The organism is Cedecea sp. Ae19-4 (assembly GCF_059801165.1).
Window position 1 is genome coordinate 1,086,161 of record NZ_JBCHWG010000001.1, and the last position, 22,609, is coordinate 1,108,769.

16 protein-coding genes and 1 other RNA gene are annotated in these 22,609 nt (G+C 55.8%); 13 read left to right on the forward strand and 4 right to left on the reverse strand.

Features of this window, described 5'->3' with window-relative positions; genetic code table 11:
• The first annotated feature begins 188 nt into the window (after positions 1–188).
• On the forward strand, positions 189–2,567 hold the full coding sequence (ppsA, locus tag AAIE02_RS05235; protein ID WP_008456532.1) for a phosphoenolpyruvate synthase: 2,379 nt from the start codon (positions 189–191) through the stop codon (positions 2,565–2,567).
• Between the two features lie 80 nt (positions 2,568–2,647).
• Here ppsA and AAIE02_RS05240 read toward each other — a convergent pair whose 3' ends face one another.
• Positions 2,648–4,210 (reverse strand): alpha/beta hydrolase-fold protein, encoded by a 1,563-nt coding sequence (locus AAIE02_RS05240; protein WP_498532105.1) that lies wholly within the window; start codon positions 4,208–4,210, stop codon positions 2,648–2,650.
• 151 nt (positions 4,211–4,361) lie between these two features.
• Here AAIE02_RS05240 and AAIE02_RS05245 point away from each other — a divergent pair, with 151 nt between their 5' ends.
• Both AAIE02_RS05245 and AAIE02_RS05250 read left to right on the forward strand, forming a co-directional pair.
• The gene (locus AAIE02_RS05245) at positions 4,362–6,524 is read left to right on the forward strand and encodes a TonB-dependent siderophore receptor (protein WP_442892760.1); all 2,163 of its coding nucleotides are present in this window, start codon (positions 4,362–4,364) and stop codon (positions 6,522–6,524) included.
• Positions 6,525–6,533: 9 nt separating this feature from the next.
• A complete protein-coding gene (locus tag AAIE02_RS05250; protein ID WP_498532106.1) occupies positions 6,534–7,436 on the forward strand; it encodes an alpha/beta hydrolase in 903 nt (300 codons plus the stop codon).
• Here AAIE02_RS05250 and rprA read toward each other — a convergent pair.
• An RNA gene (rprA, locus tag AAIE02_RS05255) (antisense sRNA RprA) lies at positions 7,433–7,539 on the reverse strand. The genes AAIE02_RS05250 and rprA overlap by 4 nt on opposite strands.
• A 299-nt stretch (positions 7,540–7,838) precedes the next feature.
• Positions 7,839–8,957, reverse strand: a complete 1,119-nt coding sequence (gene ydiK / locus AAIE02_RS05260; RefSeq protein ID WP_494493484.1) for an AI-2E family transporter YdiK — start codon at positions 8,955–8,957, stop codon at positions 7,839–7,841.
• Positions 8,958–9,160: 203 nt separating this feature from the next.
• On the opposite strand from ydiK, the gene ydiJ reads away from it, so the two are divergent.
• From ydiJ to AAIE02_RS05275, 3 genes are all read left to right on the forward strand, one after another.
• Positions 9,161–12,217 carry a D-2-hydroxyglutarate dehydrogenase YdiJ gene (ydiJ, locus tag AAIE02_RS05265; protein ID WP_166994086.1) on the forward strand — a complete coding sequence of 1,019 codons (3,057 nt, stop codon included), beginning with the start codon at positions 9,161–9,163 and terminating at the stop codon, positions 12,215–12,217.
• Positions 12,214–12,624 carry a 1,4-dihydroxy-2-naphthoyl-CoA hydrolase gene (gene menI, locus AAIE02_RS05270; RefSeq protein WP_008456522.1) on the forward strand — a complete coding sequence of 137 codons (411 nt, stop codon included), beginning with the start codon at positions 12,214–12,216 and terminating at the stop codon, positions 12,622–12,624. The genes ydiJ and menI overlap by 4 nt, the downstream gene beginning before the upstream one ends.
• Before the next feature lie 145 nt (positions 12,625–12,769).
• Positions 12,770–13,594, forward strand: coding sequence for a CPBP family intramembrane glutamic endopeptidase (locus tag AAIE02_RS05275; protein ID WP_336984892.1), 825 nt, complete (start codon positions 12,770–12,772; stop codon positions 13,592–13,594).
• 40 nt (positions 13,595–13,634) lie between these two features.
• On the opposite strand, the gene AAIE02_RS05280 is transcribed toward AAIE02_RS05275, so the two are convergent.
• The gene (locus AAIE02_RS05280; protein ID WP_498532107.1) at positions 13,635–15,275 is read right to left on the reverse strand and encodes an ABC1 kinase family protein; all 1,641 of its coding nucleotides are present in this window, start codon (positions 15,273–15,275) and stop codon (positions 13,635–13,637) included.
• Positions 15,276–15,759: 484 nt separating this feature from the next.
• Here AAIE02_RS05280 and AAIE02_RS05285 point away from each other — a divergent pair, with 484 nt between their 5' ends.
• From AAIE02_RS05285 to sufE, 7 genes are all read left to right on the forward strand, one after another.
• Complete coding sequence (locus AAIE02_RS05285) at positions 15,760–16,647, forward strand: YadA C-terminal domain-containing protein (RefSeq protein ID WP_498532108.1); 888 nt, start codon at positions 15,760–15,762, stop codon at positions 16,645–16,647.
• Between the two features lie 437 nt (positions 16,648–17,084).
• Complete coding sequence (gene sufA / locus AAIE02_RS05290; protein WP_039292468.1) at positions 17,085–17,453, forward strand: Fe-S cluster assembly scaffold SufA; 369 nt, start codon at positions 17,085–17,087, stop codon at positions 17,451–17,453.
• An 8-nt stretch (positions 17,454–17,461) separates the two neighbouring features.
• Positions 17,462–18,943 carry a Fe-S cluster assembly protein SufB gene (gene sufB, locus AAIE02_RS05295; RefSeq protein WP_498532109.1) on the forward strand — a complete coding sequence of 494 codons (1,482 nt, stop codon included), beginning with the start codon at positions 17,462–17,464 and terminating at the stop codon, positions 18,941–18,943.
• A 16-nt stretch (positions 18,944–18,959) separates the two neighbouring features.
• The gene (gene sufC / locus AAIE02_RS05300; RefSeq protein WP_008456510.1) at positions 18,960–19,706 is read left to right on the forward strand and encodes a Fe-S cluster assembly ATPase SufC; all 747 of its coding nucleotides are present in this window, start codon (positions 18,960–18,962) and stop codon (positions 19,704–19,706) included.
• Positions 19,681–20,961: a Fe-S cluster assembly protein SufD gene (gene sufD / locus AAIE02_RS05305; RefSeq protein WP_498532110.1), complete on the forward strand. Its 1,281-nt coding sequence runs from the start codon at positions 19,681–19,683 to the stop codon at positions 20,959–20,961. The genes sufC and sufD overlap by 26 nt, the downstream gene beginning before the upstream one ends.
• Positions 20,958–22,178: a cysteine desulfurase SufS gene (sufS, locus tag AAIE02_RS05310; RefSeq protein WP_498532111.1), complete on the forward strand. Its 1,221-nt coding sequence runs from the start codon at positions 20,958–20,960 to the stop codon at positions 22,176–22,178. The genes sufD and sufS overlap by 4 nt, the downstream gene beginning before the upstream one ends.
• A gap of 11 nt (positions 22,179–22,189) precedes the next feature.
• Positions 22,190–22,606 (forward strand): cysteine desulfuration protein SufE, encoded by a 417-nt coding sequence (gene sufE, locus AAIE02_RS05315; RefSeq protein ID WP_008456507.1) that lies wholly within the window; start codon positions 22,190–22,192, stop codon positions 22,604–22,606.
• The last annotated feature ends 3 nt before the right edge of the window (positions 22,607–22,609 follow it).

Consider the following 22,609-nt stretch of genomic DNA (forward strand, 5'->3'; position numbering starts at 1 on the left):
TATACCCATCTAAACTGTGAGGATTATATGATAATCAATGGTTTATGAAATGAGCGGATCTATCCGAAAACGTCATATTTTATTTTGCTTGAACGATTCACTGGTTTCATTCCCCCCTAAGAATATGCAAAGCTAAATACGAAGTCTGGTGTTTCTTGTACCCATTCATTTAAAAAAGGATTGTTTCGATGTCCAATAACGGCTCGTCACCGCTGGTGCTTTGGTATAACCAACTTGGCATGAATGATGTAGACAGGGTCGGAGGCAAAAATGCCTCCCTGGGTGAAATGATTACCAATCTTTCGGGTATGGGCGTTTCCGTCCCGAACGGTTTTGCGACCACCGCCGAGGCGTTTAACCTGTTTCTCGACCAGAGCGGCGTGAACCAGCGTATCTACGAGCTGCTGGATAAAACCGACATTGACGATGTGAGCGAACTGGCAAAAGCCGGGGCGCAGATTCGCCAGTGGATTATTGACACGCCTTTCCAGCCTGAGCTGGAGCATGCCATTCGTGAAGCGTACCAAACGCTCTCCTCCGATGATGCCGAGGCCTCTTTTGCGGTGCGTTCTTCGGCCACTGCGGAAGACATGCCGGACGCTTCCTTTGCCGGGCAACAAGAAACTTTCCTCAACGTGCAGGGCTATGATGCCGTGCTGGTGGCGGTGAAACACGTTTTCGCCTCGCTGTTTAACGACCGTGCAATCTCCTACCGCGTGCATCAGGGCTACGACCACCGCGGCGTGGCGCTCTCCGCTGGCGTTCAGCGTATGGTGCGCTCCGACCTCGCTTCTTCCGGGGTGATGTTCTCCATTGATACCGAATCCGGTTTCGATCAGGTGGTGTTTATTACCGCCGCGTGGGGCCTGGGTGAAATGGTTGTGCAGGGCGCCGTAAACCCGGATGAATTCTACGTGCACAAGCCAACGCTTGAGGCGGGTAATCCGGCTATCGTTCGCCGCACCATGGGTTCGAAAAAAATTCGCATGGTCTACGCTCCAACGCAGGAACACGGCAAGCAGGTGCGGATTGAAGACGTGCCGGAAGCCGATCGCGACCGCTTCTGTATTACCCAGGAAGAGATTCAGGAACTGGCTAAGCAGGCGGTACAAATCGAAAAACATTATGGCCGCCCGATGGACATCGAGTGGGCTAAAGACGGCCATACCGGCAAGCTGTTCATCGTTCAGGCTCGCCCGGAAACCGTGCGTTCTCAGGGCCAGGTGATGGAACGCTACCAGCTGCACGCGCAGGGGCAGATCGTGGCGGAAGGCCGCGCGATTGGTCACCGCATCGGCGCGGGTCCGGTAAAAGTGATCCACGACATCAGCGAAATGAACCGCATCCAGCCGGGCGACGTGCTGGTCACTGACATGACCGACCCGGACTGGGAACCGATCATGAAAAAAGCGGCGGCGATTGTCACCAACCGCGGCGGGCGTACCTGCCACGCGGCCATCATCGCACGTGAGCTTGGTATTCCAGCCGTTGTGGGCTGTGGCGATGCCACCGAGCGCATGAAAGACGGCCAGAACGTGACCGTTTCCTGCGCCGAAGGCGACACCGGCTACGTTTACGCGGAGATCCTCGACTTCACCGTGAAAAGCTCCACGGTTGATGCCATGCCGGATCTGCCGCTGAAGATCATGATGAACGTTGGCAACCCGGATCGTGCGTTTGACTTCGCCTGCCTGCCGAACGAAGGCGTTGGCCTGGCGCGTCTGGAATTTATCATCAACCGCATGATTGGCGTGCACCCGCGCGCGCTGCTGGAGTTCGACCAGCAGGAGCCCGCGCTGCAGGCGGAAATCCGCACGATGATGAAAGGTTATGACGATCCGGTTGAGTTTTACGTGGGTCGCCTGACCGAAGGGATCGCGACTTTAGGCGCGGCGTTCTGGCCGAAGCGCGTGATTGTGCGTCTGTCTGACTTCAAATCTAACGAATACGCCAACCTGGTGGGCGGCGAGCGTTATGAGCCGGAAGAAGAGAACCCAATGCTGGGCTTCCGTGGGGCAGGTCGCTACGTAGCAGACAGCTTCCGCGACTGCTTCGCGCTGGAATGCGCGGCCATGAAGCGCGTGCGTAATGAAATGGGCCTGACCAACGTCGAAGTGATGGTGCCGTTTGTGCGTACCGTTGCCCAGGCAAAAGCGGTGGTTGAGGAACTGGAACGTCAGGGCCTGAAGCGCGGTGAGAACGGGCTGAAGATCATCATGATGTGCGAGATCCCGTCCAACGCCCTGCTGGCGGACGAGTTCCTGCAATACTTTGACGGCTTCTCCATTGGCTCGAACGATATGACGCAGCTTGCGCTGGGCCTGGATCGCGACTCTGGTGTGGTGTCTGAACTGTTTGACGAGCGTAACGACGCGGTGAAAGCGCTGCTGTCGATGGCGATTAAAGCGGCCAAGAAACAGGGTAAATACGTCGGGATCTGTGGGCAGGGGCCGTCCGATCACGAAGACTTTGCCGCCTGGCTGATGGAAGAGGGGATTGACAGCCTGTCCCTGAACCCGGACACCGTGGTGCAAACCTGGCTCAGCCTTGCTGAACTGAATAAGTAACGTTCAACCCTTCTCTGCAATAAAGAGAGGGGATCAGGCCCGGAGCCTGCCTTATGCGGGGCAGGCCACCGGGCCGACACTTATCCCCGCTTAATCAATTCCTTCATGCCGGTAATAATGGCCTCGCACCACGCCGCATAATCATGCCCGCTCGACCAGGGGTTAAAGCTCACCTCGTAGCCCTTTTCACGCAGCACGGCTTCAAGCTGTTGCGTATTACGGTAAATACCGCCGTCTGCGCCTTTGCTTTCAAAGCGTCCCGCCTGCAGCCAAAATCGCACCGGCAAGCGCGGGGATGCCTGATACTGACGGGTAAGCCAGCCCGGCGCTTCGCCCTCGGGTGCCCACCAGTAAGAGCCGGACAAACTCAGCACGTTGCCAAACGCTTCGGGATGGCGAAGCGCCACCCAGGCTGAAGCCAGGCCGCCGTAGCTGGAGCCTGCCACGATGGTTTTTTGTGCCGGGGTGGTGATGCCCTGGCGGTGCAGCCACGGCACTAACTCTTCGGCCATAAAATCAGCGAAATTAGGATTGGGCGGCAGCTCTTTTTCACGTCGTTCGCCGTCCAGGCTGTCGATAAACACGGCGTTAACCGGCGGCAGGGCATGACGGGCTATCAGGCCGTCCAGCACATTGGCGAGATGATAACGGTCCTGGTACATACGGCCATCGAACAGCATTAGCGTCCAGCGGGCGGGCTGCCCCCCGCGTGGCCGGTAGACGGCCACTTCCCGACGGTTAGCCAGCTTTTTGCTTTCTACCTGATAGCGAACCAGGGAGCCCTGCCTAATCGGCTCGGCGGTTGCCTGCGGGGTAAAATAGCGGTGGGCGGTCAGGTCCAAAAGCGAGAAACGATTCCAGCGGTCGCCTTTGCCTGCGGGGCTGAATTGCGGGTTAAGCGGGTCAGTCTGGGCCGACACCAGAATCGCCCGGCGCTGGTCGCGCGCGGTGCCTTCCACAAGGGGAACGTCGGGGGCAAGTTTGTACTGCATTAGCGTATCAGCCGGTACCACATAGCTGCGATACCAGACGTCGGACTGCCCGAGGCGGAACATCGGGTCATGGTCACCGGCCGGTGAACCGAGCACGAACACGTTGCCCTGTGCGCCTCGCCACAGGAACGTCACGCGTTTGCGGCTGGCATCGATGGGCTCAACCAGCGGCGTGCCCTGCTCGCGCCTTTCCTGCCAGAAAGCTTCCGTACTTGCGCCGTGGCTCAAAGCCTGCTCAAGCGCCAGCAGTGCCGGGCTTTCCGGGGATTGTTCGTCGTTACGCTTGAGCGGCACGGTTTCACGGATCTGCCAGCGAAACAGCCAGCGCCTGCCGGGCTCACCGCGAAGCACCAGCGTAGAAGGCTGACCGACGGGCAGGGCAAAAAGCGGATTGTGCTGGCCATCCACCGGCCCATTTTCCACCAGCGAACGCCAGAGCCTGCCTTTGCTGTCTACCAGGCTGGCGTCGGTTACGCCGCTCAACCGGACGTTGGCGTAATTTTCACCCAGCGCCGGAAGGGCAAAGCAGATTTCGCCGCTGGCGTCGAACTTCCCATCCTGCTCACCCTGGCTGCCGGTAAAAGTACAGGTCGCGGCCACCGCCGACGCTGAACAAAGTCCCAACATTAATGCGCTCCACGCGGCTCTCATCGTGTTTATCATTCCTGATAAAAAAGTGCACACACGCTAATGCAAATGAGATTGATTTGCAATAACATTGCGAGTCGTTGCGTTTTACGACAAAACGTAACAGGAGAGAAAGGCGAACTTAATTCACCTAATCACATGGGATGTTACGGTCATGCACTTTAAAAATAATAAGGTAACCTGCGGCCTTTGGCTGATGGGATTCAGTGCCCTGGGGATGGGAAACGGCGTTCAGGCGCAGGAGCGGCAGGGCAGCGAGGAAACTCTGGTTGTCACCGGCTCCGTTAGCGAGGATCCTTCTGCGCCGCTGAAGGGGATGGTGGCTACCAAAACGCTGTCTGCAACGAAAACCGCGGCTGATTTGCTCCAAACGCCGCAGTCGGTTTCGGTGATTACCCGCGACCAAATGAACGCGCAGGATGTTACCTCCGTGTCGCAGGCTTTGCGCTATTCGGCCGGGGTGCTGACGGAGTATCGGGGCAGTTCGAACCGCAACGATGAGGTGTTTGTGCGCGGCTTCAGCTATGTCCCAAAATATCTTGATGGACTGAGCTACGGCGCAACAGCGTCTTCCCAGACCGGGACGTTTGACCCGTGGCTGCTTGAGCGCGTGGAGCTGGTGCGCGGCCCGGCATCCGTGTTGTTCGGCCAGGTGAACCCCGGCGGGCTTATCAGCATGACCAGCAAGCGGCCGACAAGGGAAGCGATACATGAAGTGCAGTTCCGCTCAGGCAACCAGCATCTGGCCGAGGGGGCTTTTGATTTTGGCGGCTCGCTAAGCGACGATAATCGGGTGCTTTATCGCCTGAACGGCATCGCACGCACGCAGCACAGCCAGGTGGCCGATTACAAAGAGCAGCGCCTGGCGATTGCGCCGGCGCTGCTCTGGTATCCCAACGAGCAGACTCGTTTTACTTTACTGACCAGCTACCAGAAAGACCCGAAGGCGGGCTATCGTAACTTCCTGCCTGCCGCAGGCCTGGTGACGGAAACCACGGCGGGGTATATCCCGCTGGACTTTAACGTTAGCGATCCCAATTACGACCAGTCGTGGCGCGAGCAAACGATGGTGGGCTATGAGTTCGAGCACAGCTTCAACGATATCTTCACCTTCCGCCAGAACGCCCGTTACGCCAGCATCAAACAGAAGTACCGTTACCTCGTGTATTCCACCTCAAAAAGCGAGACGCTACTTTCGCGCCGTGCGCAGCGAGAAACGCGTGATACCGATGAGTTTGGCGTGGATAACCAGCTTGAGGCGCAGTTTGATACCGGCGCGCTGGGGCATACGCTGTTAGGCGGCCTGGATTACAAGTCTAACCATGACCGGCAGCAGCTCAGCCGCGGCACCGGGGCGAAATACGATCTGTACTGGCCGAATCCGGTATATGGCCTCAATGTGGACGAAAGCACCTTCAGTGCGGTGAACGACGACCAGCAGAATCTCGACCAGACGGGCGTGTACCTGCAGGATCAGCTCAGCTGGAACAACTGGCAACTGCTGCTTTCCGGGCGTTATGATTGGGCCGAAGTGCGCACGACGGACAGGTTAAAAAGTAAAACGACGCAGCAGAATGACAGCAAGTTCACCTGGCGTACGGGGCTGCTTTACGCCTTTGATTTCGGCCTGTCGCCGTATATCAGCTACAGCACCTCGTTTGAACCCAATCTGCAGACCAACCGTGCGCCAGGCGCTGCGCCGTTCGACCCAAGCCTGGGCAAGCAGACCGAAGTGGGCCTGAAGTATCAGCCGCTGAAAGAGACCTTCATGACGCTGGCGCTGTTCGATCTCCGCCAGACAAACGTTGGGACCTACAACAGCGCGCTGGGTTGGTTTGAAAACGCCGGTGAAATTCGTTCTAAAGGGCTGGAGGCGGAGGTGCATTCCACGCTGTTTAACAGCCTCAACCTGATAGGCTCTTACACCTGGACGGATGCGGAAACCGTGAGCACCACCGTGGCGGGCACCGAAGGAAAAACGCCCGCGCGTGTTCCAACACATATGGCGTCGGCGTGGGGCAGTTACACTATTCCTGAAGGCCTGCTGAAAAACCTGACGGCAGGTGTCGGGGTTCGCTACATCGGGACCAGCTATGGCGATGCGAAAAATACCTTTAAAGTGGCGGCCGTGGATCTCTATGACGCCATGCTGCGTTACGAGCTGGGAGAAGTGAGCCCTGATTTAAAAGGGGCCGCCCTGCAGTTCAACGTCAATAATCTGTCGGACACGAAATACGTGGCGTCCTGCGCGTCGGATTCAGCCTGTTTCTACGGCATTGGCCGCACCTTAACCGCCACCGTCAGCTATCGCTGGTAAGGAGAACTTTTGCGCTATCTGCTTATGGCGCTTATCGCACTCGCTGCTCCCTCGGGGGCAGCGGTCATTGCGGATAAGCCCTACACGCTGGCGAATACGCTGGTACACAGTCTGCATTCGCCGGAAAACGGTGAGTATAAAATTATGGTTTCCTGGCCTGAAGGCGAAGCGCCGTCAGAAGGCTGGCCGGTGATTTACCTTCTGGACGGTGAGTCCGTCTTCCCCGGCGCGGTGTCGCTGATGCAGCGCCTGAGCTGTGAGCGTTGCCCGTTGGCGCCGGGCGTGGTGGTGGCGATTGACTACCCGGAAAACAGCCGCCGGGAGCGGGATTATCGACCTGCGGTAGAAAAAGTGGTGCTGGAGCCGAATCCGGCAGGGGGCACTTATCCGCCTGGCGTCCCCGGCGAGGCGCAGAAATTCTGGCGGTTTATCGACGCTGAACTCCGGCCCTGGGTCGAAAAGCAGTGGAAAATCAATCCGCAGCGGCAGGCGCTTTTTGGGCACTCCTATGGCGGTCTGTTCACCACCTGGCTGTTTATGACCTCGCCGGGCGCTTTCCAGCATTATTACGCCTCAAGCCCATCGGTGTGGTGGAACGACCGCTATCTGCTGCGAATGGCGCAAAACTGGCGGCCTGATAAGGGAAATGCTCAGCTATCGCTCTCCGTGGGAAGTTATGAACAGTCGTTGCAGCCGCAGGAGGCCAGGCTGTCGGAAGAGAAGCGCGCCACGCTATTAAAACATCGTGGGCAGCGAGCGATGGTAGACGGGAACCGCGAAATGGCTAATGTCCTGATAGCTAACGCCCCGACCCGGGTTGATTTTACGCTGGTAGAAGGGCAGAGCCACCTGACCGTTGCCCCGTTGGTTCTGCATGGGGCGCTTATCAATCACTTTGCGAAATCAGAATAAAAAAAAGCCCATCATCAAGATGGGCAAAGACTACACACAGCAATTCGTTGTTTCACTCAGGGGATTTCGATGTTTATAAATCAACGTGTTGATTCATAACCGTGAGTTAAATAGTAGGCATCTCACTAAGTGGCGTCACTCAGATTCGTCTCAATCGTTAACAGAAGGTAAATAACTTGAGGCAGCATAGCCCGGAATGGGGACTTCAATGGCCGGAATAGCGAAGGGAAAATGCGTTATTGATTAGATTTATTAACCATTTGCGTTAAGTCACTGCTTTAGGCGCAAGCTATTCTGTCGTTAAAAAAGTTCCTGTGGAGATGTAGAGGATGTGAACGGAAACTTAGCTGTTGTTGCATAGAGGGTTTGAGCGAACAGGAACTCCTCAAACCCTCCGCATCCTTATTTCTTCACATTCAGCGTCTGCTGCTCCTCAAGCAGTTCGACCACCTCTTGTGGATCGTCCTGTGGGGCAGGCGCCTCGTGCATCCAGACCGAAATCAGGCGATAAGAAACCGCCAGCAGCACCGGGCCGATAAACAGGCCAATCATCCCGAAGGCAATCAAGCCGCCGATCACGCCGGAAAGAATCAGAATCATCGGCAAGTCCGCGCCCATGCGAATAAGCACCGGGCGAATCACGTTATCCATGGTGCCAACGACACAACTCCATACCAGCAGCACCGTCCCCCAGGTGGTATCGCCGCTCCAGTACAGCCAGATAATGGCGGGCACCAGAATCACCAGCGGGCCAAGCTGAATCAGGCAGCTAAGCACCATCAGCACCGTAAGCAGCGCGGCGTAAGGAATGCCGGACACCGCCAGGCCAATACCGCCCAGTACACCCTGTGCTAGCGCGGTGACAACCACGCCCAGCGCTACGGCGCGAATTGCCTGGCCGGCCAGCAGTACGGCAGCATCACCGCGTTTGTCCGCGAGGCGGAAGGCGAAATGACGAATGCCGTTCCCCAGCGTCTCACCTTTGGCATACAGCAGCACGCTGAACAGCAGCATCAGGCCGAGATGCACCAGCAGAGTACCTATGTGTACGGCCTGACCAAGGAACCAACTGGTCGTCGTGCCGATATAGGGCCGGATCTTTTCCATAATCGCACTGCCGCCGCTGCTCACCAGCGTGTTCCAGCCGCTGTAAAGTTTATCGCCAATAAGTGGGACGCTGTGCAGCCATTCGAAGGCGGGCAGCGCCATGTGCCCTTTGGTCGCCCAGTTAATCACCGGGCCGCTGTTGTCCACCAGGCTGTTCACTAACATCGCGACCGGGATGACAAACAGCATCAGCAGGAGCAGCGTCATCACCAGCACCGCAAGGGAGCGTTTGCCCCACAGCAGCTTTTGCAATTTGATGAGCAGCGGCCAGGTCGCAATGACGATGGTTCCGGCCCAGGCGAAGCCCAAAACAAACGGGCGCACAATCCACAGACAGGCAAGAATCATCACCGAAATAAACAGCACGGACAGCAGGATCTGCAGCAGATCCTTTGGCTGACTGACTTTGATCATAGGAAGAATCACCTCAATAAAATGCACCCGCGCTAAATTCGCATGGCGATAATTTAATGATGATGTATTTCCTCGATTTTTGACAGGTGCATTTCGCATCGCGTTATCTGAAATAACAGCCGCAAATCGCGACGGAATATGATAAAAACAAAACAGACACGCAAACGATAACTCTTACTAAGCAACACAGGGTCGACCCGTCAATGATCCCACAAATTTCTCAGGCACCAGGCGTCGTTCAGCTGGTGCTCAGCTATTTAGCATCACTGGAGCAACAGGGCTTTACCGGCGATACCGCCACCAGCTATGCAGACCGCCTGACCATGGCGACCGACAACAGTATTTACCAACTGCTGCCGGATGCGGTGCTTTTCCCTCGTTCAACCGCCGACGTCACGCTGATTACCCGCGTGGCCTCCGAAGAGCGCTTTAAATCCCTGGTGTTTACCCCGCGCGGCGGCGGCACCGGCACCAACGGGCAGTCGCTGAACGGCGGCATCGTGGTGGACATGTCCCGCTACATGAATCGCATTATCGAAATCAACCCGGAACAAGGTTGGGTGCGGGTGGAAGCCGGCGTAATTAAAGACCAGCTCAACCAGTTCCTGAAGCCGCACGGCTACTTCTTTGCCCCGGAATTGTCGACCAGTAACCGCGCCACGCTGGGCGGGATGATCAACACCGATGCCTCCGGGCAGGGATCGCTGGTGTACGGTAAAACCTCCGATCATGTGCTGGGCGTGCGCGCCGTGCTGATGGACGGTGAAATTCTGGACACGCACCAGATGGCAACCGGGCTTGCCGAAGAGCTGGGCCGCGAAGAGACATCGAGCGGTAAAATCTACCGCACCGTGCTTGAACGCTGCCGCGAGCAGCGTGAGCTGATTATCGATAAATTCCCCAAACTAAACCGCTTTCTTACCGGCTATGACCTGCGCCACGTCTTTAATGACGATCTGAGCAAGTTCGATTTAACCCGCATTCTTACCGGCTCCGAGGGGACGCTGGCCTTTATCACCGAGGCGAAGCTGGATATCACCCGCTTGCCGAAGGTGCGCCGGCTGGTGAACGTCAAGTATGACTCCTTCGATTCAGCCCTGCGTAATGCGCCCTTTATGGTGGATGCTCGGGCGCTGTCGGTGGAAACCGTCGACTCCAAAGTCCTGAATCTGGCGCGGGAAGATATCGTCTGGCACTCGGTCAGCGAATTGATCACCGACGTGCCGAACAAAGAGATGCTCGGGCTGAACATCGTTGAGTTTGCCGGGGACGACCAGGCACTGATCGACGGCCAGGTCACTGAGCTATGTGCTCGCCTCGATGCGCTAATAGCCGCAGGCGAGGGCGGGGTGATTGGCTGGCAGGTTTGTGACGAGCTGGCCGGTATCGAAAAAATCTACGGCATGCGGAAAAAAGCCGTTGGCCTGCTGGGGAACGCCAAAGGCCAGGCTAAACCGATTCCGTTTGCCGAAGACACCTGCGTGCCGCCGCAGCATCTGGCGGACTACATTGTTGAATTCCGCGCTCTGCTGGATAGCCACAACCTGAGCTACGGGATGTTTGGTCACGTTGATGCAGGCGTGTTGCACGTTCGCCCTGCGCTGGATATGTGCGATCCGCAGCAGGAAATGCTGATGAAAAGCATCTCTGACGACGTGGTGGCGCTGACGGCAAAATACGGCGGTCTGCTGTGGGGCGAACATGGCAAAGGGTTCCGGGCCGAGTACAGCCCGGCCTTCTTCGGTGAAACGCTGTATGAAGAACTGCGCCGGATTAAAGCCGTGTTTGACCCGGCTAACCGGCTGAACCCCGGGAAGATTTGCCCGCCGCTCGGCGTGGACGACCCGATGATGCAGGTCGATGCCGTTAAGCGCGGGACGTTTGACCGACAAATCCCGATTGCGGTACGCACCTCCTGGCGCGGCGCGATGGAGTGCAACGGCAATGGCCTGTGCTTTAACTTCGACGTGAAAAGCCCGATGTGCCCGTCGATGAAAATCTCCAGCAACCGTATCCACTCCCCGAAAGGGCGAGCCACGCTGACCCGTGAATGGCTGCGGCTGCTGGCCGAGCGAGGCGTTGACCCGCTGCAGCTTGAGAAACAGCTGCCGGAGCAGCGCGCCAGCCTGCGAGGCCTTATCGAGCGTACCCGCAACTCGTGGCACGCCAGCAAGGGCGAGTACGATTTTTCCCACGAAGTGAAAGAGGCGATGTCCGGCTGCCTGGCCTGTAAAGCCTGCTCGACCCAATGCCCGATTAAAATCGACGTGCCGGAGTTCCGCTCTCGCTTCCTGCAGCTTTACCACACGCGCTATCTGCGCCCGCTGCGCGATCACGTTGTGGCCTCCGTGGAGAGCTACGCGCCGCTGATGGCGCGTGCGCCAAAAACCTTCAACTTCTTTATGAGCCAGCCGTGGGTCCAGAGTTTGTCCCGCAGGCACATCGGTATGGTTGACCTGCCTATGCTGTCCACGCCGACGCTGCAGCAGCAGTTGGTCGGGCACCGCTCAGCCAACGTCACGCTGGAAGAGCTGGAGCATTACTCAGATGAGCAGCGCGCCAAAACCGTGCTGGTGGTGCAGGACCCGTTCACCAGCTATTACGATGCTCAGGTGGTGGCTGATTTTATTAAGCTTGCAGATAAGCTAGGCTTTGAACCTGTGGTGCTGCCGTTCTCACCGAACGGTAAGGCTCAGCACATTAAAGGGTTCCTGCAGCGTTTTGCGCGCACGGCGAGTAAAACGTCTGAGTTCCTGAACCGCATTGCGAAACTGGGTATGCCGATGGTCGGCGTCGATCCGGCGCTGGTCCTGTGCTACCGCGATGAATATAAACAGACATTAGGCGAAGAGCGCGGTGATTTTCAGGTGCAGCTGGTGCACGAATGGCTCCAGACTGCGCTGAAAGAACGGGAAGTGCAGGGCGCGGGAGGGGAAGCATGGTACCTCTTTGGCCACTGTACCGAAGTAACGGCGTTGCCGGCGACACCGAATCAGTGGGCCGGTATTTTTGCTCGTTTTGGCGCGAAGCTCGAGAGCGTGAGCGTTGGCTGCTGCGGCATGGCTGGCACTTACGGTCACGAGGTGAAGAATCTCGCCAATTCATTGGGCATCTATGAACTCTCCTGGCATCAGGCGATGCAGCGCCTGCCGCGCAACCGCTGTCTGGCAACCGGCTACTCCTGCCGCAGCCAGGTCAAGCGCGTTGAGGGCAACGGCGTACGGCATCCATTACAGGCTCTTCTGGAGATTATCGGATGATTTGGCGACGTGAAGCCACGCTTGCCGCGCTCAATAAAATGGGTGCGAACAATATGGTCGGCCATGTAGGCATTGAATTTACGCGTTTTGACGACAACGAAATTGAGGCCACCATGCCGGTGGATGAGCGCACCCGGCAGCCGTTTGGCCTGCTGCACGGCGGCGCGTCGGTGGTGCTGGCGGAAACGCTGGGTTCCGTAGCAGGCTACCTGTGCACCGAAGGCGACCAGAAGGTGGTTGGGCTGGAAGTGAACGCCAACCATATCCGCTCGGCGCGAGAAGGCGTGGTGCGGGGCGTTTGTCGCGCGGTGCACGCGGGGCGTCGTCATCAGGTGTGGCAAATTGATATCTACGATCAGCAAGACCAGCTGTGCTGTACCTCCCGCCTGACTACGGCGGTGGTGTAAAGCAACGGCTAAAATATTCCCACGTTCAGCCCTCGGGGACGTGGGATTGTTTTAATTTGTGATTATTTCTTTAAAAAACTATATATCCACCACCCATTTTGTTAAAAAACCTGCCTCATGATGTTTTCAGGCTTAAGGAAAAATGATGTGGATATTGCTGGCAGCCGCCTTACTGGTTTTACAATTTAATAAAAAAATTTCCCTCGGATTATTACTGGTGACCGTGGTATGGGGTGCCGTTGACGGTGTACTCGACTGGCGGGCACTGGCTTCACTGGCGGTAATGACCGCTCTTGCCGTCGCTTATTTAAAAGCCGCAAACAGAAAGCCCGTGCGCTATGTGCTTGAATTTTTGCTGGTCGCCGCCGCAGTAGCGCTGACCATCCATGTTATTCCCGGTTTCCATAATCCAAAGGTGCTGGACTCGGTGACCGCCGGGCCGCAAAGTGCGCCGTTTTCCATGTATTACAACTTCGACAAAGCGCTGGTGCCCTTTATTTTGCTGGTGATGATGAAGTCGCTGTTCGTCAGCGAGCCGAAATATCAGCCCGCTAAGCTCTGGTGGATCTTGCTGATTGCTTTGATCCCAGGGCTGTTGCTATTGGCGGTAGCTTTGGGTGGCTTAAAGATTGAACCTCATTTCCCGCAGTGGCTGCCGCCGTTCCTGTTCGCTAATATTTTCTTTGTTTCGCTGGCGGAGGAAGCGCTCTTCCGGGGGTATCTCCAGCAGCGTTTATCCGGCTTTATGCACCCGGTTGTGGCGCTGATTATTTCAGCCGCGATATTTGGCGGACTGCATTTCGCCGGTGGCCCGCTGCTGATTGTTTTTGCCGCACTGGCGGGGCTTATTTACGGCCTGGCGTGGATGTGGAGCGGGCGGCTGTGGGTTGCCGTGGCGTTTCATGTCGGGCTGAATATGACCCATTTATTGCTGTTTACCTATCCGGTGCTGCAGCATTCTGTGCACTAATTTTTTACGACATCGGAACCTGGCTCCGATGTCGTAAATCTCATCGCCTTAACAACCGAATAACCAGCCATGCGCTTCCCGCAATAGCAAACAACAAGCCAAGTACAGGGAAAAATGGGATGCCAAACAGCGTCCAGTTCAACCCGAGCAGCCATGGAGCTATCGCGATTGTCAGGGCGGCTAAAACAAGGGCGAGCGCCAGAGTAGAGGCCGCTCGCTCAAGCGACTTTCCGAGCTGGTTAATATTCTCTACGTTAATGTCCGCGTGCAGCTTACCGTGACGAAGCCTTTGCATCACCAGACGTAGGGTCTGCGGCAGCGAATCACCTCCCTCAAGAAGCTGGTTGCCGAGTTTAAGCAGGCGTATGCGGCTCCCGAGGCGGGTATAGCGTTTTAACAGCTCCTGCTTAATCACCGGGCGAAGAATGCGAATAATGTCGAACTGCGGATCCATTCTCAGCAATACGCCGTCCGCGGTGATCAACGCCTTAAACAATAAAACCAAATCCGGCGGCAGCGCCAGCTGGAATTCCCGGACGGTGGAAAGCATATCGGTCAGCGCTTTTCCCAGCTGTAGCGGGAGATTGCCCTGTTTTTGCAGAAAATAGCTGGCTGCAAGTTCCAGTTCGGTAAGATCTACTGTCTCCTGGCCACTCCAGGCGATGAGGGCATCGACAATCCCGCTGGCGTCACGCTCGCTGATGGCATAAATCAGCGACAACAGCTCGTCGCGTCGCGCCTGGCTCAGGCTTCCCACCATGCCGAAATCAATGAAGCCGACCCGGTTGCCCGCCAGGACCATGACGTTGCCGGGATGCGGATCTGCGTGGTAAGTCCGCAGGTCAAAGAGCATATTGATAAACGCTGTCGCGCCTTTACGCGCCAACAAGGGGCCATCAAACCCGGCGGCGGCAAGCTGCTGGCCGTCAACCGGCGCCACGCCGGGCAAAAATGCCTGTACCATCAGCGTCGGGTGGCACCAGTCCCAATAAATCCTGGGGATGACGACGTCGTCGTTGTCGGCGAAAAACTGATAAATCTTTTCCCCGTTGGCTGCTTCATGGCAAAAATCCAGTTCCTGATTCAGGGCGTTTTCCAGATAACGCACCAGCATCACCGGCTGAAAGCGAGCCAGCCCCGCGCTCTGCTGCTCCAGACTTTCCGCCAGGTAACGGAGTAAACGCAGGTCGGCCTTGAGGGTTGTTTCAATCCCGGGGCGCTGAATTTTGACGATAACCTCGTTGCCATTTTTCAGCGTGGCCCGGTGAATTTGTGCTATCGAGCCACTGGCCAGCGGGGTTTCATCAAAGATAGCGAAAACCTCCGCAGGCTGAGCCCCGAGCGTCGCTACAACGCCTGGTTCAAGCTGCGGCCAGGGCAGAGGGCTGGCGCTCGAGTTCAACTGGCTAAGCGCTTCCGTCCATGCGGGGTCAAGCAGGTCGCTACGGGTTGAGAGGATTTGCCCGAGCTTAACGAACGTCGGGCCCAGTTCTTCCAGCGCCGCGCACAGGCGCTGCGGCATCGGTAAAGCATCGTGTTGGCTGCCGCCACGTATTTTGTCATGCAGCGAGGCCAGGCCCAGCAAACGCACAATGTCCTGCAATCCATAGCGAAGGAAAACGCCGGTAATTTCCTGCAGCCTCACGCGATCGCGGGCGGTGACCATAATCATTTTCAGCATCAGGCTAAGCTCCTTTTTTCTTAACAGGAGGATAGTCGATAAATCGGAATATTTTCACGCCATTCTTATCTCAGGGCAGAGGGTTAGCCTGTCGCATACAGGCTGCGGGAAATTTGACGTTAAAGCGATGGAAGGTAATGAGAGTCGTCAATAAAAGCTAACTGATCTTCATCTCATCTATTTATCTTGTTTTTTTTGGTATGTGTATGGTTTTCTCTTATTGCTAAATCTTATTTTTATTATCGATTTTTTACCACTTTTGCCCGAGGTGAATTCTGAAAGTCTGGTGGTTTTTGATGTGTTTGTTTATGTCTAATTTTTTGTTTTTATTGTTTTAGAAACAATAAGTTAATTTTGTTTTTTATGGCTAAGAATATTCACTTCAGGCTATTTTTATCATTATTTCTGTGTTGCCTTGTTAATTCTATTTATTAATAATTTCTCCGCACAGTAATTGTTTAATTATAATAATGGAGCAATTTTAATGAATAATAAGTCTTTGTTGGCCTTTCTTGTTTCTGGATTATTAGTCACCCAGTCTGTCTCTGCTCTTGAATGGGGGGACTGGTCATCAGACGTGACTTCCAGTAACTCCCATGCTGATGCTGATAAAACCAATGGAAATTTCGGTGATATTAAAAATAACGTTGATACCATTGATTCAGCGCTGACTGAAAGCATTCAAAAACAGCAGACAGTCAATGACCAACAAAAAATGCTCAACGATCGGCAGAATGCCACCAACGTCAAGCAGGCCGAGTGGAATGAGAACCAGAACAGCGTAAATAGCCAGCAGAATGCGGTGAATCAACAGCAGTCCACGGTTAATGCGAACCAGGCTAACGTCAACAATCAGCAGGGGGCCATTAATCAGACCCAGGCAAATCTGAACAATCAGCAGGGGGCCATTAATCAGACTCAGGCAAATCTGAACAATCAGCAGGGGGCCATTAACCAGTCTCAGGCAAATCTGAATACGCAGCAGAATACCATTAACCAGTCTCAGGCAAATCTGAATACGCAGCAGAATACCATTAACCAGAGTCAGGCCAGGAGCAATGCTCAGTTCCAGGACTCCATCACCCAGCTTAATGGCGATCTTAACCATCTCGGTAACCGCGTGGATAAACTGGATCACAAAATGAAGCGAGGGTTTGCCTCCCAGGCGGCGCTCTCAGGGCTTTTCCAGCCCTACAGCGTTGGCAAATTCAACCTTTCTGGCTCGCTAGGCGGGTATGAATCTACCAGCGCGATGGCCATTGGTAGCGGGTATCGGTTCAATGAAAATGTCGCCGCAAAGGCCGGGATTTCAACCAATACCGAGGACTTCAAGGCCGTGACATACAATGCGGCAGTCAACTTTGAGTGGTAATGCAGCCCAACATAGCTAACTCAGTTCCCCTGGTTAACCTTATGCCCTGGTAACCAGGGGGCGGATTTTTCTGAACAGATACCTTAATCCCCCTGCGACCGCACCTCTTCTTGTTCCCGTAAAACTGAAAATTACTGGTACTTTATGGCACTAATTTCGCATTCAGTGCGCTTCCAATCACATAAATAGATATTTTCTATACATCTTTTATCTTGCCCGGTTCAGGCGTTTTTCATCTTTGATATTTCCTTTTACACCAGTGGCTTAAACAGCTCTTTTCGCCATCGGCAAGAGTTTCATGACGGTCTATCCTTAGTAAAGACGCCCAAAAAACCAGCGTTTCGCGAATACCCCTGTTTTCATAACGTTGTATTGATAATTGTTATCATTAACATAAGGGTATCGGCCTTCGGGCGCAGAGAATGATGAGGTGAAGAATGGATGTGCAAACCGGTTCCTTTGATCCCAATGATTTTGCCTGGCAGGGGCTGACCCTGACCCCGGCCGCCAGCGCGCATATCCGCGATCTGGCCGCCAAACAACCCGAGCTTAAAGGCATCCGCCTGAGTATCAAACAGACGGGCTGCGCTGGCTTTGGCTACGTGCTGGACACGGTCACCGAGCCGAAGCCGGACGATCTGGTCTATGAGTTTGACGGCGCGCGCCTGTGGGTGCCGCTCTCCGCCATGCCTTTTATCGACGGCACGGAAGTGGATTACGTGCGTGAAGGCCTGAATCAGATCTTTAAATTTAATAACCCGAAAGCGCAGCACGAGTGCGGCTGCGGCGAAAGCTTTGGGGTATAGGCGGTACTATGTCTCGTAATACTGAAGCAACTGACGATGTCAAAACCTGGACCGGCAACCTCAATTATAAAGAGGGCTTTTTCACCGAGCTGCAGACCGAGCAGCTGGCGAAGGGCATAAATGAAGAGGTGGTTCGGGCAATCTCTGCCCGTCGTAACGAGCCCGAATGGATGCTGGAGTTTCGTCTCAACGCCTTCCATGCATGGTTGAAAATGGAAGAGCCGCACTGGCTGAAGGCGAATTACGACAAACTGAATTACCAGGATTACAGCTATTACTCTGCGCCATCCTGCGGGAGCTGCGACGACACCTGTGCGTCCCAGCCCGGAGCGGTGCAACAGCCACCTAATGCTTTCCTGACGAACGAAGTCGAAGACGCGTTTAAGCAGCTTGGTGTACCGGTGCGCGAAGGCAGTGAAGTGGCGGTTGACGCCATTTTTGACTCCGTGTCTGTGGCAACCACTTACCGCGAAAAACTCTCCGAGCAGGGCATTATTTTCTGCTCCTTCGGCGAGGCGATTCACGACTACCCGGAACTGGTCAAAAAATACCTGGGTACCGTGGTGCCGTCTAACGATAACTTCTTCGCCGCGCTTAACGCCGCGGTGGCCTCTGACGGCACCTTTATTTACATCCCGAAAGGCGTGCGCTGCCCGATGGAGCTGTCCACCTATTTCCGTATCAACGCGGAAAAAACCGGTCAGTTCGAGCGCACGATTTTAGTGGCGGATGAAGGCAGCTACGTTAGCTACATCGAGGGCTGTTCTGCACCAGTGCGCGACAGCTACCAGCTCCACGCCGCCGTAGTGGAAGTGATTATTCACCGCGATGCGGAAGTGAAGTACTCCACGGTGCAAAACTGGTTCCCGGGGGACAACAACACCGGCGGCATCCTGAACTTCGTCACCAAGCGCGCCCTGTGCGAAGGTGAGAACAGCAAGATGTCCTGGACACAGTCAGAAACCGGCTCTGCCATCACCTGGAAGTACCCGAGCGTGATCCTGCGTGGCGACAACTCCATCGGCGAGTTCTTCTCCGTGGCGCTGACCTCCGGCCATCAGCAGGCGGACACCGGCACCAAAATGCTCCACATCGGCAAGAACACCAAATCGACGATCATCTCGAAAGGGATCTCCGCCGGTCATAGCCAGAACAGCTACCGCGGCCTGGTGAAAATCATGCCCACCGCGACCAACGCTCGTAACTTCACCCAGTGCGACTCGATGTTGATCGGGCCGGACAGCGGGGCGCACACCTTCCCGTACGTGGAGTGCCGCAACAACACGGCGCAGCTGGAGCACGAAGCCACCACGTCGCGCATTGGTGAAGATCAGCTGTTCTATTGCCTGCAGCGTGGCATCAGCGAAGATGACGCCATCTCGATGATCGTCAACGGGTTCTGCAAAGACGTGTTCTCAGAGTTACCGCTCGAATTCGCGGTGGAAGCACAAAAATTATTAGCCATCAGCCTCGAACACAGCGTCGGTTAAGGATTAAGGGAAAACTATGTTAAGCATTAAAGATTTACAGGTCAGCGTTGAGGATAAAGAGATCCTGCGTGGCTTAAACCTCGAAGTGAAGCCGGGCGAAGTTCACGCCATCATGGGGCCAAACGGCTCCGGGAAAAGTACTTTATCCGCCACGCTTGCCGGTCGTGAAGACTACGAAGTGACCGGCGGCTCGGTGCAGTTCAACGGCAAAGACCTGCTGGAACTGTCGCCGGAAGACCGCTCCGGCGAAGGTATTTTTATGGCCTTCCAGTACCCGGTGGAAATTCCCGGCGTCAGCAACCAGTTCTTCCTGCAAACCGCGCTGAATGCGGTGCGGGAATACCGGGGCCTCGAGTCGCTGGATCGCTTTGATTTTCAGGATCTGATGGAAGAGAAAATCAAGCTGCTGCAAATGCCGGAAGATTTACTCACCCGCTCGGTGAACGTCGGCTTCTCCGGCGGCGAGAAAAAGCGTAACGACATTCTGCAAATGGCAGTGCTGGAGCCGGAGCTGTGCATTCTCGATGAAACCGACTCCGGGCTGGATATTGATGCCCTGAAGATTGTGGCCGAAGGCGTTAACTCGCTGCGTGACGGCAAGCGTTCATTTATCGTGGTCACCCACTACCAGCGTATCCTCGACTACATCAAGCCGGACTTTGTTCACGTGCTGTATCAGGGGCGCATCGTTAAATCTGGCGATTTCAGCCTGGTGAAACAACTGGAGGAGCAGGGTTATGGCTGGCTTACCGAACAGCAGTAACGGCAACGCGCTCCAGCAGTGGCATCATCTGTTTGAAGCTCAGGGCACGGGCCGCTCGCAGGTGGCCCAGCAGCATATGCAGCAGCTGTTGCGCCTGGGTTTACCGACACGCAAGCATGAAAACTGGAAATACACGCCGCTCGACGGGTTGCTGAATAACCAGTTTGTCTTTGCGCCTCAGTCGCCTTTAAGTGCGCAACAGCGTGACGAGCTTGCCCTGCCTGTAGACGCGCTGCGGCTGGTGTTTGTTGACGGGCATTTCAGCGCCGAACTGAGCGATGACATCGCCGACAGCGGTTTTGTGATAAGTATCGACGATAACCGCCAGACGCTGCCCGCGCCGGTTCAGGGCGAAGTGTTCCTGCACCTGACGGAAAGCCTGGCGGAGACCGTGACGCATATCCGCGTGGCGCCTAACACGCAGCCTGAAAAAGCGCTGTTGCTGATGCACGTCACGCGCGGCAGCAAGGCGCAGGAGATGGCGACGGCACATTACCGTCACCACCTGATCCTTGAGCAGGGCGCTCAGGCCACGGTGATGGAGCACTTCGTCAGCCTTGACGAGGCGGCGCATTTCACCGGCGCACGATTTACCGCCGAAGTGGCCGCCAACGCGCAGCTTAGCCACTACAAGCTGGCGTTTGAAAATGCCGCCAGCTACCACTTTGCGCACAACGATCTACTGATTGAGCAGGACTCGACGGTGAGCAGCCACAGCTTCCTGTTGGGGGCCGCAGTGCTGCGCCACAATACCAGCACGCAGCTTAACGGCGAGAACAACCAGCTGCACATCAACAGTCTGGCGCTGCCGATAAATAACGAGGTGTGCGACACCCGAACCTGGCTTGAGCACAACAAGGGCTACTGCAACAGCCGCCAGCTGCATAAAACCATCGTGCGTGATAAGGGCCGAGCGGTGTTTAACGGCATGATCAAAGTGGCTCAGCACGCGATTAAAACCGACGGGCAGATGACCAACAATAACCTGTTGCTTGGCCGCCTGGCGGAGGTGGACACCAAGCCACAGCTGGAAATCTACGCCGATGACGTGAAGTGCAGCCATGGCGCAACCATCGGGCGCATTGATGACGAACAGATGTTCTACCTGCGCTCCCGTGGTATCAGCGAACAGGCTGCACAGCAGATGATAATCTTCGCCTTTGCCGCAGAGCTTACCGAAAGTATTCGCGACGAGGCCTTAAAACAGCAGGTGCTGGCACGTATCGCCCGGCGCTTTGCAGGGGGCGAGGCATGAGTTTTTCAATTGAGCAGGTCAGGGCTGATTTCCCGATTCTGAGCCGCGAGGTCAACGGCCAGCCGCTGGCCTATCTGGACAGCGCCGCCAGCGCGCAGAAACCACAGGCGGTGATTGACGCCGAGCTTGAGTTTTATCGCCATGGGTATGCCGCAGTGCACCGTGGCATTCATACTCTGAGCGCAGAAGCAACCACCCTGATGGAAAACGTGCGCAGTCAGGCGGCACGCTTTATCAACGCGGCAAAACCGGAAGAGATTGTCTTTGTGCGTGGCACCACCGAGGGGATAAACCTCGTGGCCAATAGCTGGAGCAGCGCCAACGTGCAGGCCGGGGATAACATCATCATCAGCGCCATGGAACACCACGCTAACATCGTGCCGTGGCAGATGCTGTGTGAGCGTACCGGCGCGGAGCTGCGCGTTATCCCGCTCAACCGGGACGGCACGCTGCAGCTTGATGTCTTCCCGACGCTGATTGACGAGCGCACAAAACTGTTGGCGATTGCCCACGTTTCTAACGTGCTCGGTACCGAAAACCCGGTGAAGGAGATGATCGCTACCGCGCATCAGGCGGGCGTCAAAGTGCTGGTGGATGGCGCACAAGCGGTGATGCACCACGTCACGGATGTGGCGGCGCTGGACTGCGATTTTTATCTTTTCTCCGGGCACAAGATATACGGGCCAACGGGGATTGGCGTGTTGTATGTGAAAGAAAGCATTCTGCAGGATATGCCGCCATGGGAAGGCGGTGGGTCGATGATTGCTACCGTCAGCCTGACTGCAGGGACGACTTACGCCGCAGCCCCGTGGCGCTTTGAAGCCGGGACGCCAAACACGGCTGGCATTATCGGCCTTGGGGCAGCGTTGAGCTACGTTGAAGGGCTGGGCATGGAGGCGATTGGCGAGTATGAACGCAACCTGATGCGCTATGCTCAACACGCGCTGCAGGCCGTGCCCGATCTCACCGTATACGGCCCGGCAGAGCGCCGTGGTGTGTTGGCGTTTAATCTCGGGAAACATCATGCCTATGACGTCGGCAGCTTCCTCGACAACTACGGCATCGCGGTTCGCACCGGGCACCATTGCGCCATGCCGCTGATGGCGTTCTACAGCGTCCCGGCCATGTGCCGCGCCTCCTTTGCCATGTACAATACCGAACAAGAAGTGGATCGCCTGGTCGCCGGCCTGCAGCGTATCCACAGCCTGTTAGGATAACGGAGACGGTCATGGCCACGCTGCCGGATAAAGACAAACTGCTAAAAAATTTCAGCCGCTGTGCGAACTGGGAAGAGAAGTATCTCTACATTATCGAACTGGGCAGCCGCCTGCCGGAACTGGCGGCGGAGCAGCACAAGCCTGAACATATTATTCAGGGCTGCCAGAGCCAGGTATGGATAGTCATGCACCAGCAGCCCGATGGGGTGATTACGCTGGAGGGTGACAGCGATGCCGCTATCGTTAAAGGGCTGATCGCTATCGTATTTATTCTCTATCAGCAAATGACGCCGCAGGATATCGTGGCGTTTGATGTGCGCCCGTGGTTTGAAAAAATGGCGCTCGCACAGCATCTGACGCCGTCCCGCTCTCAGGGGCTGGAAGCGATGATTCGCGCAATTCGCAACCAAGCCACCAATCTCATTTAAGTT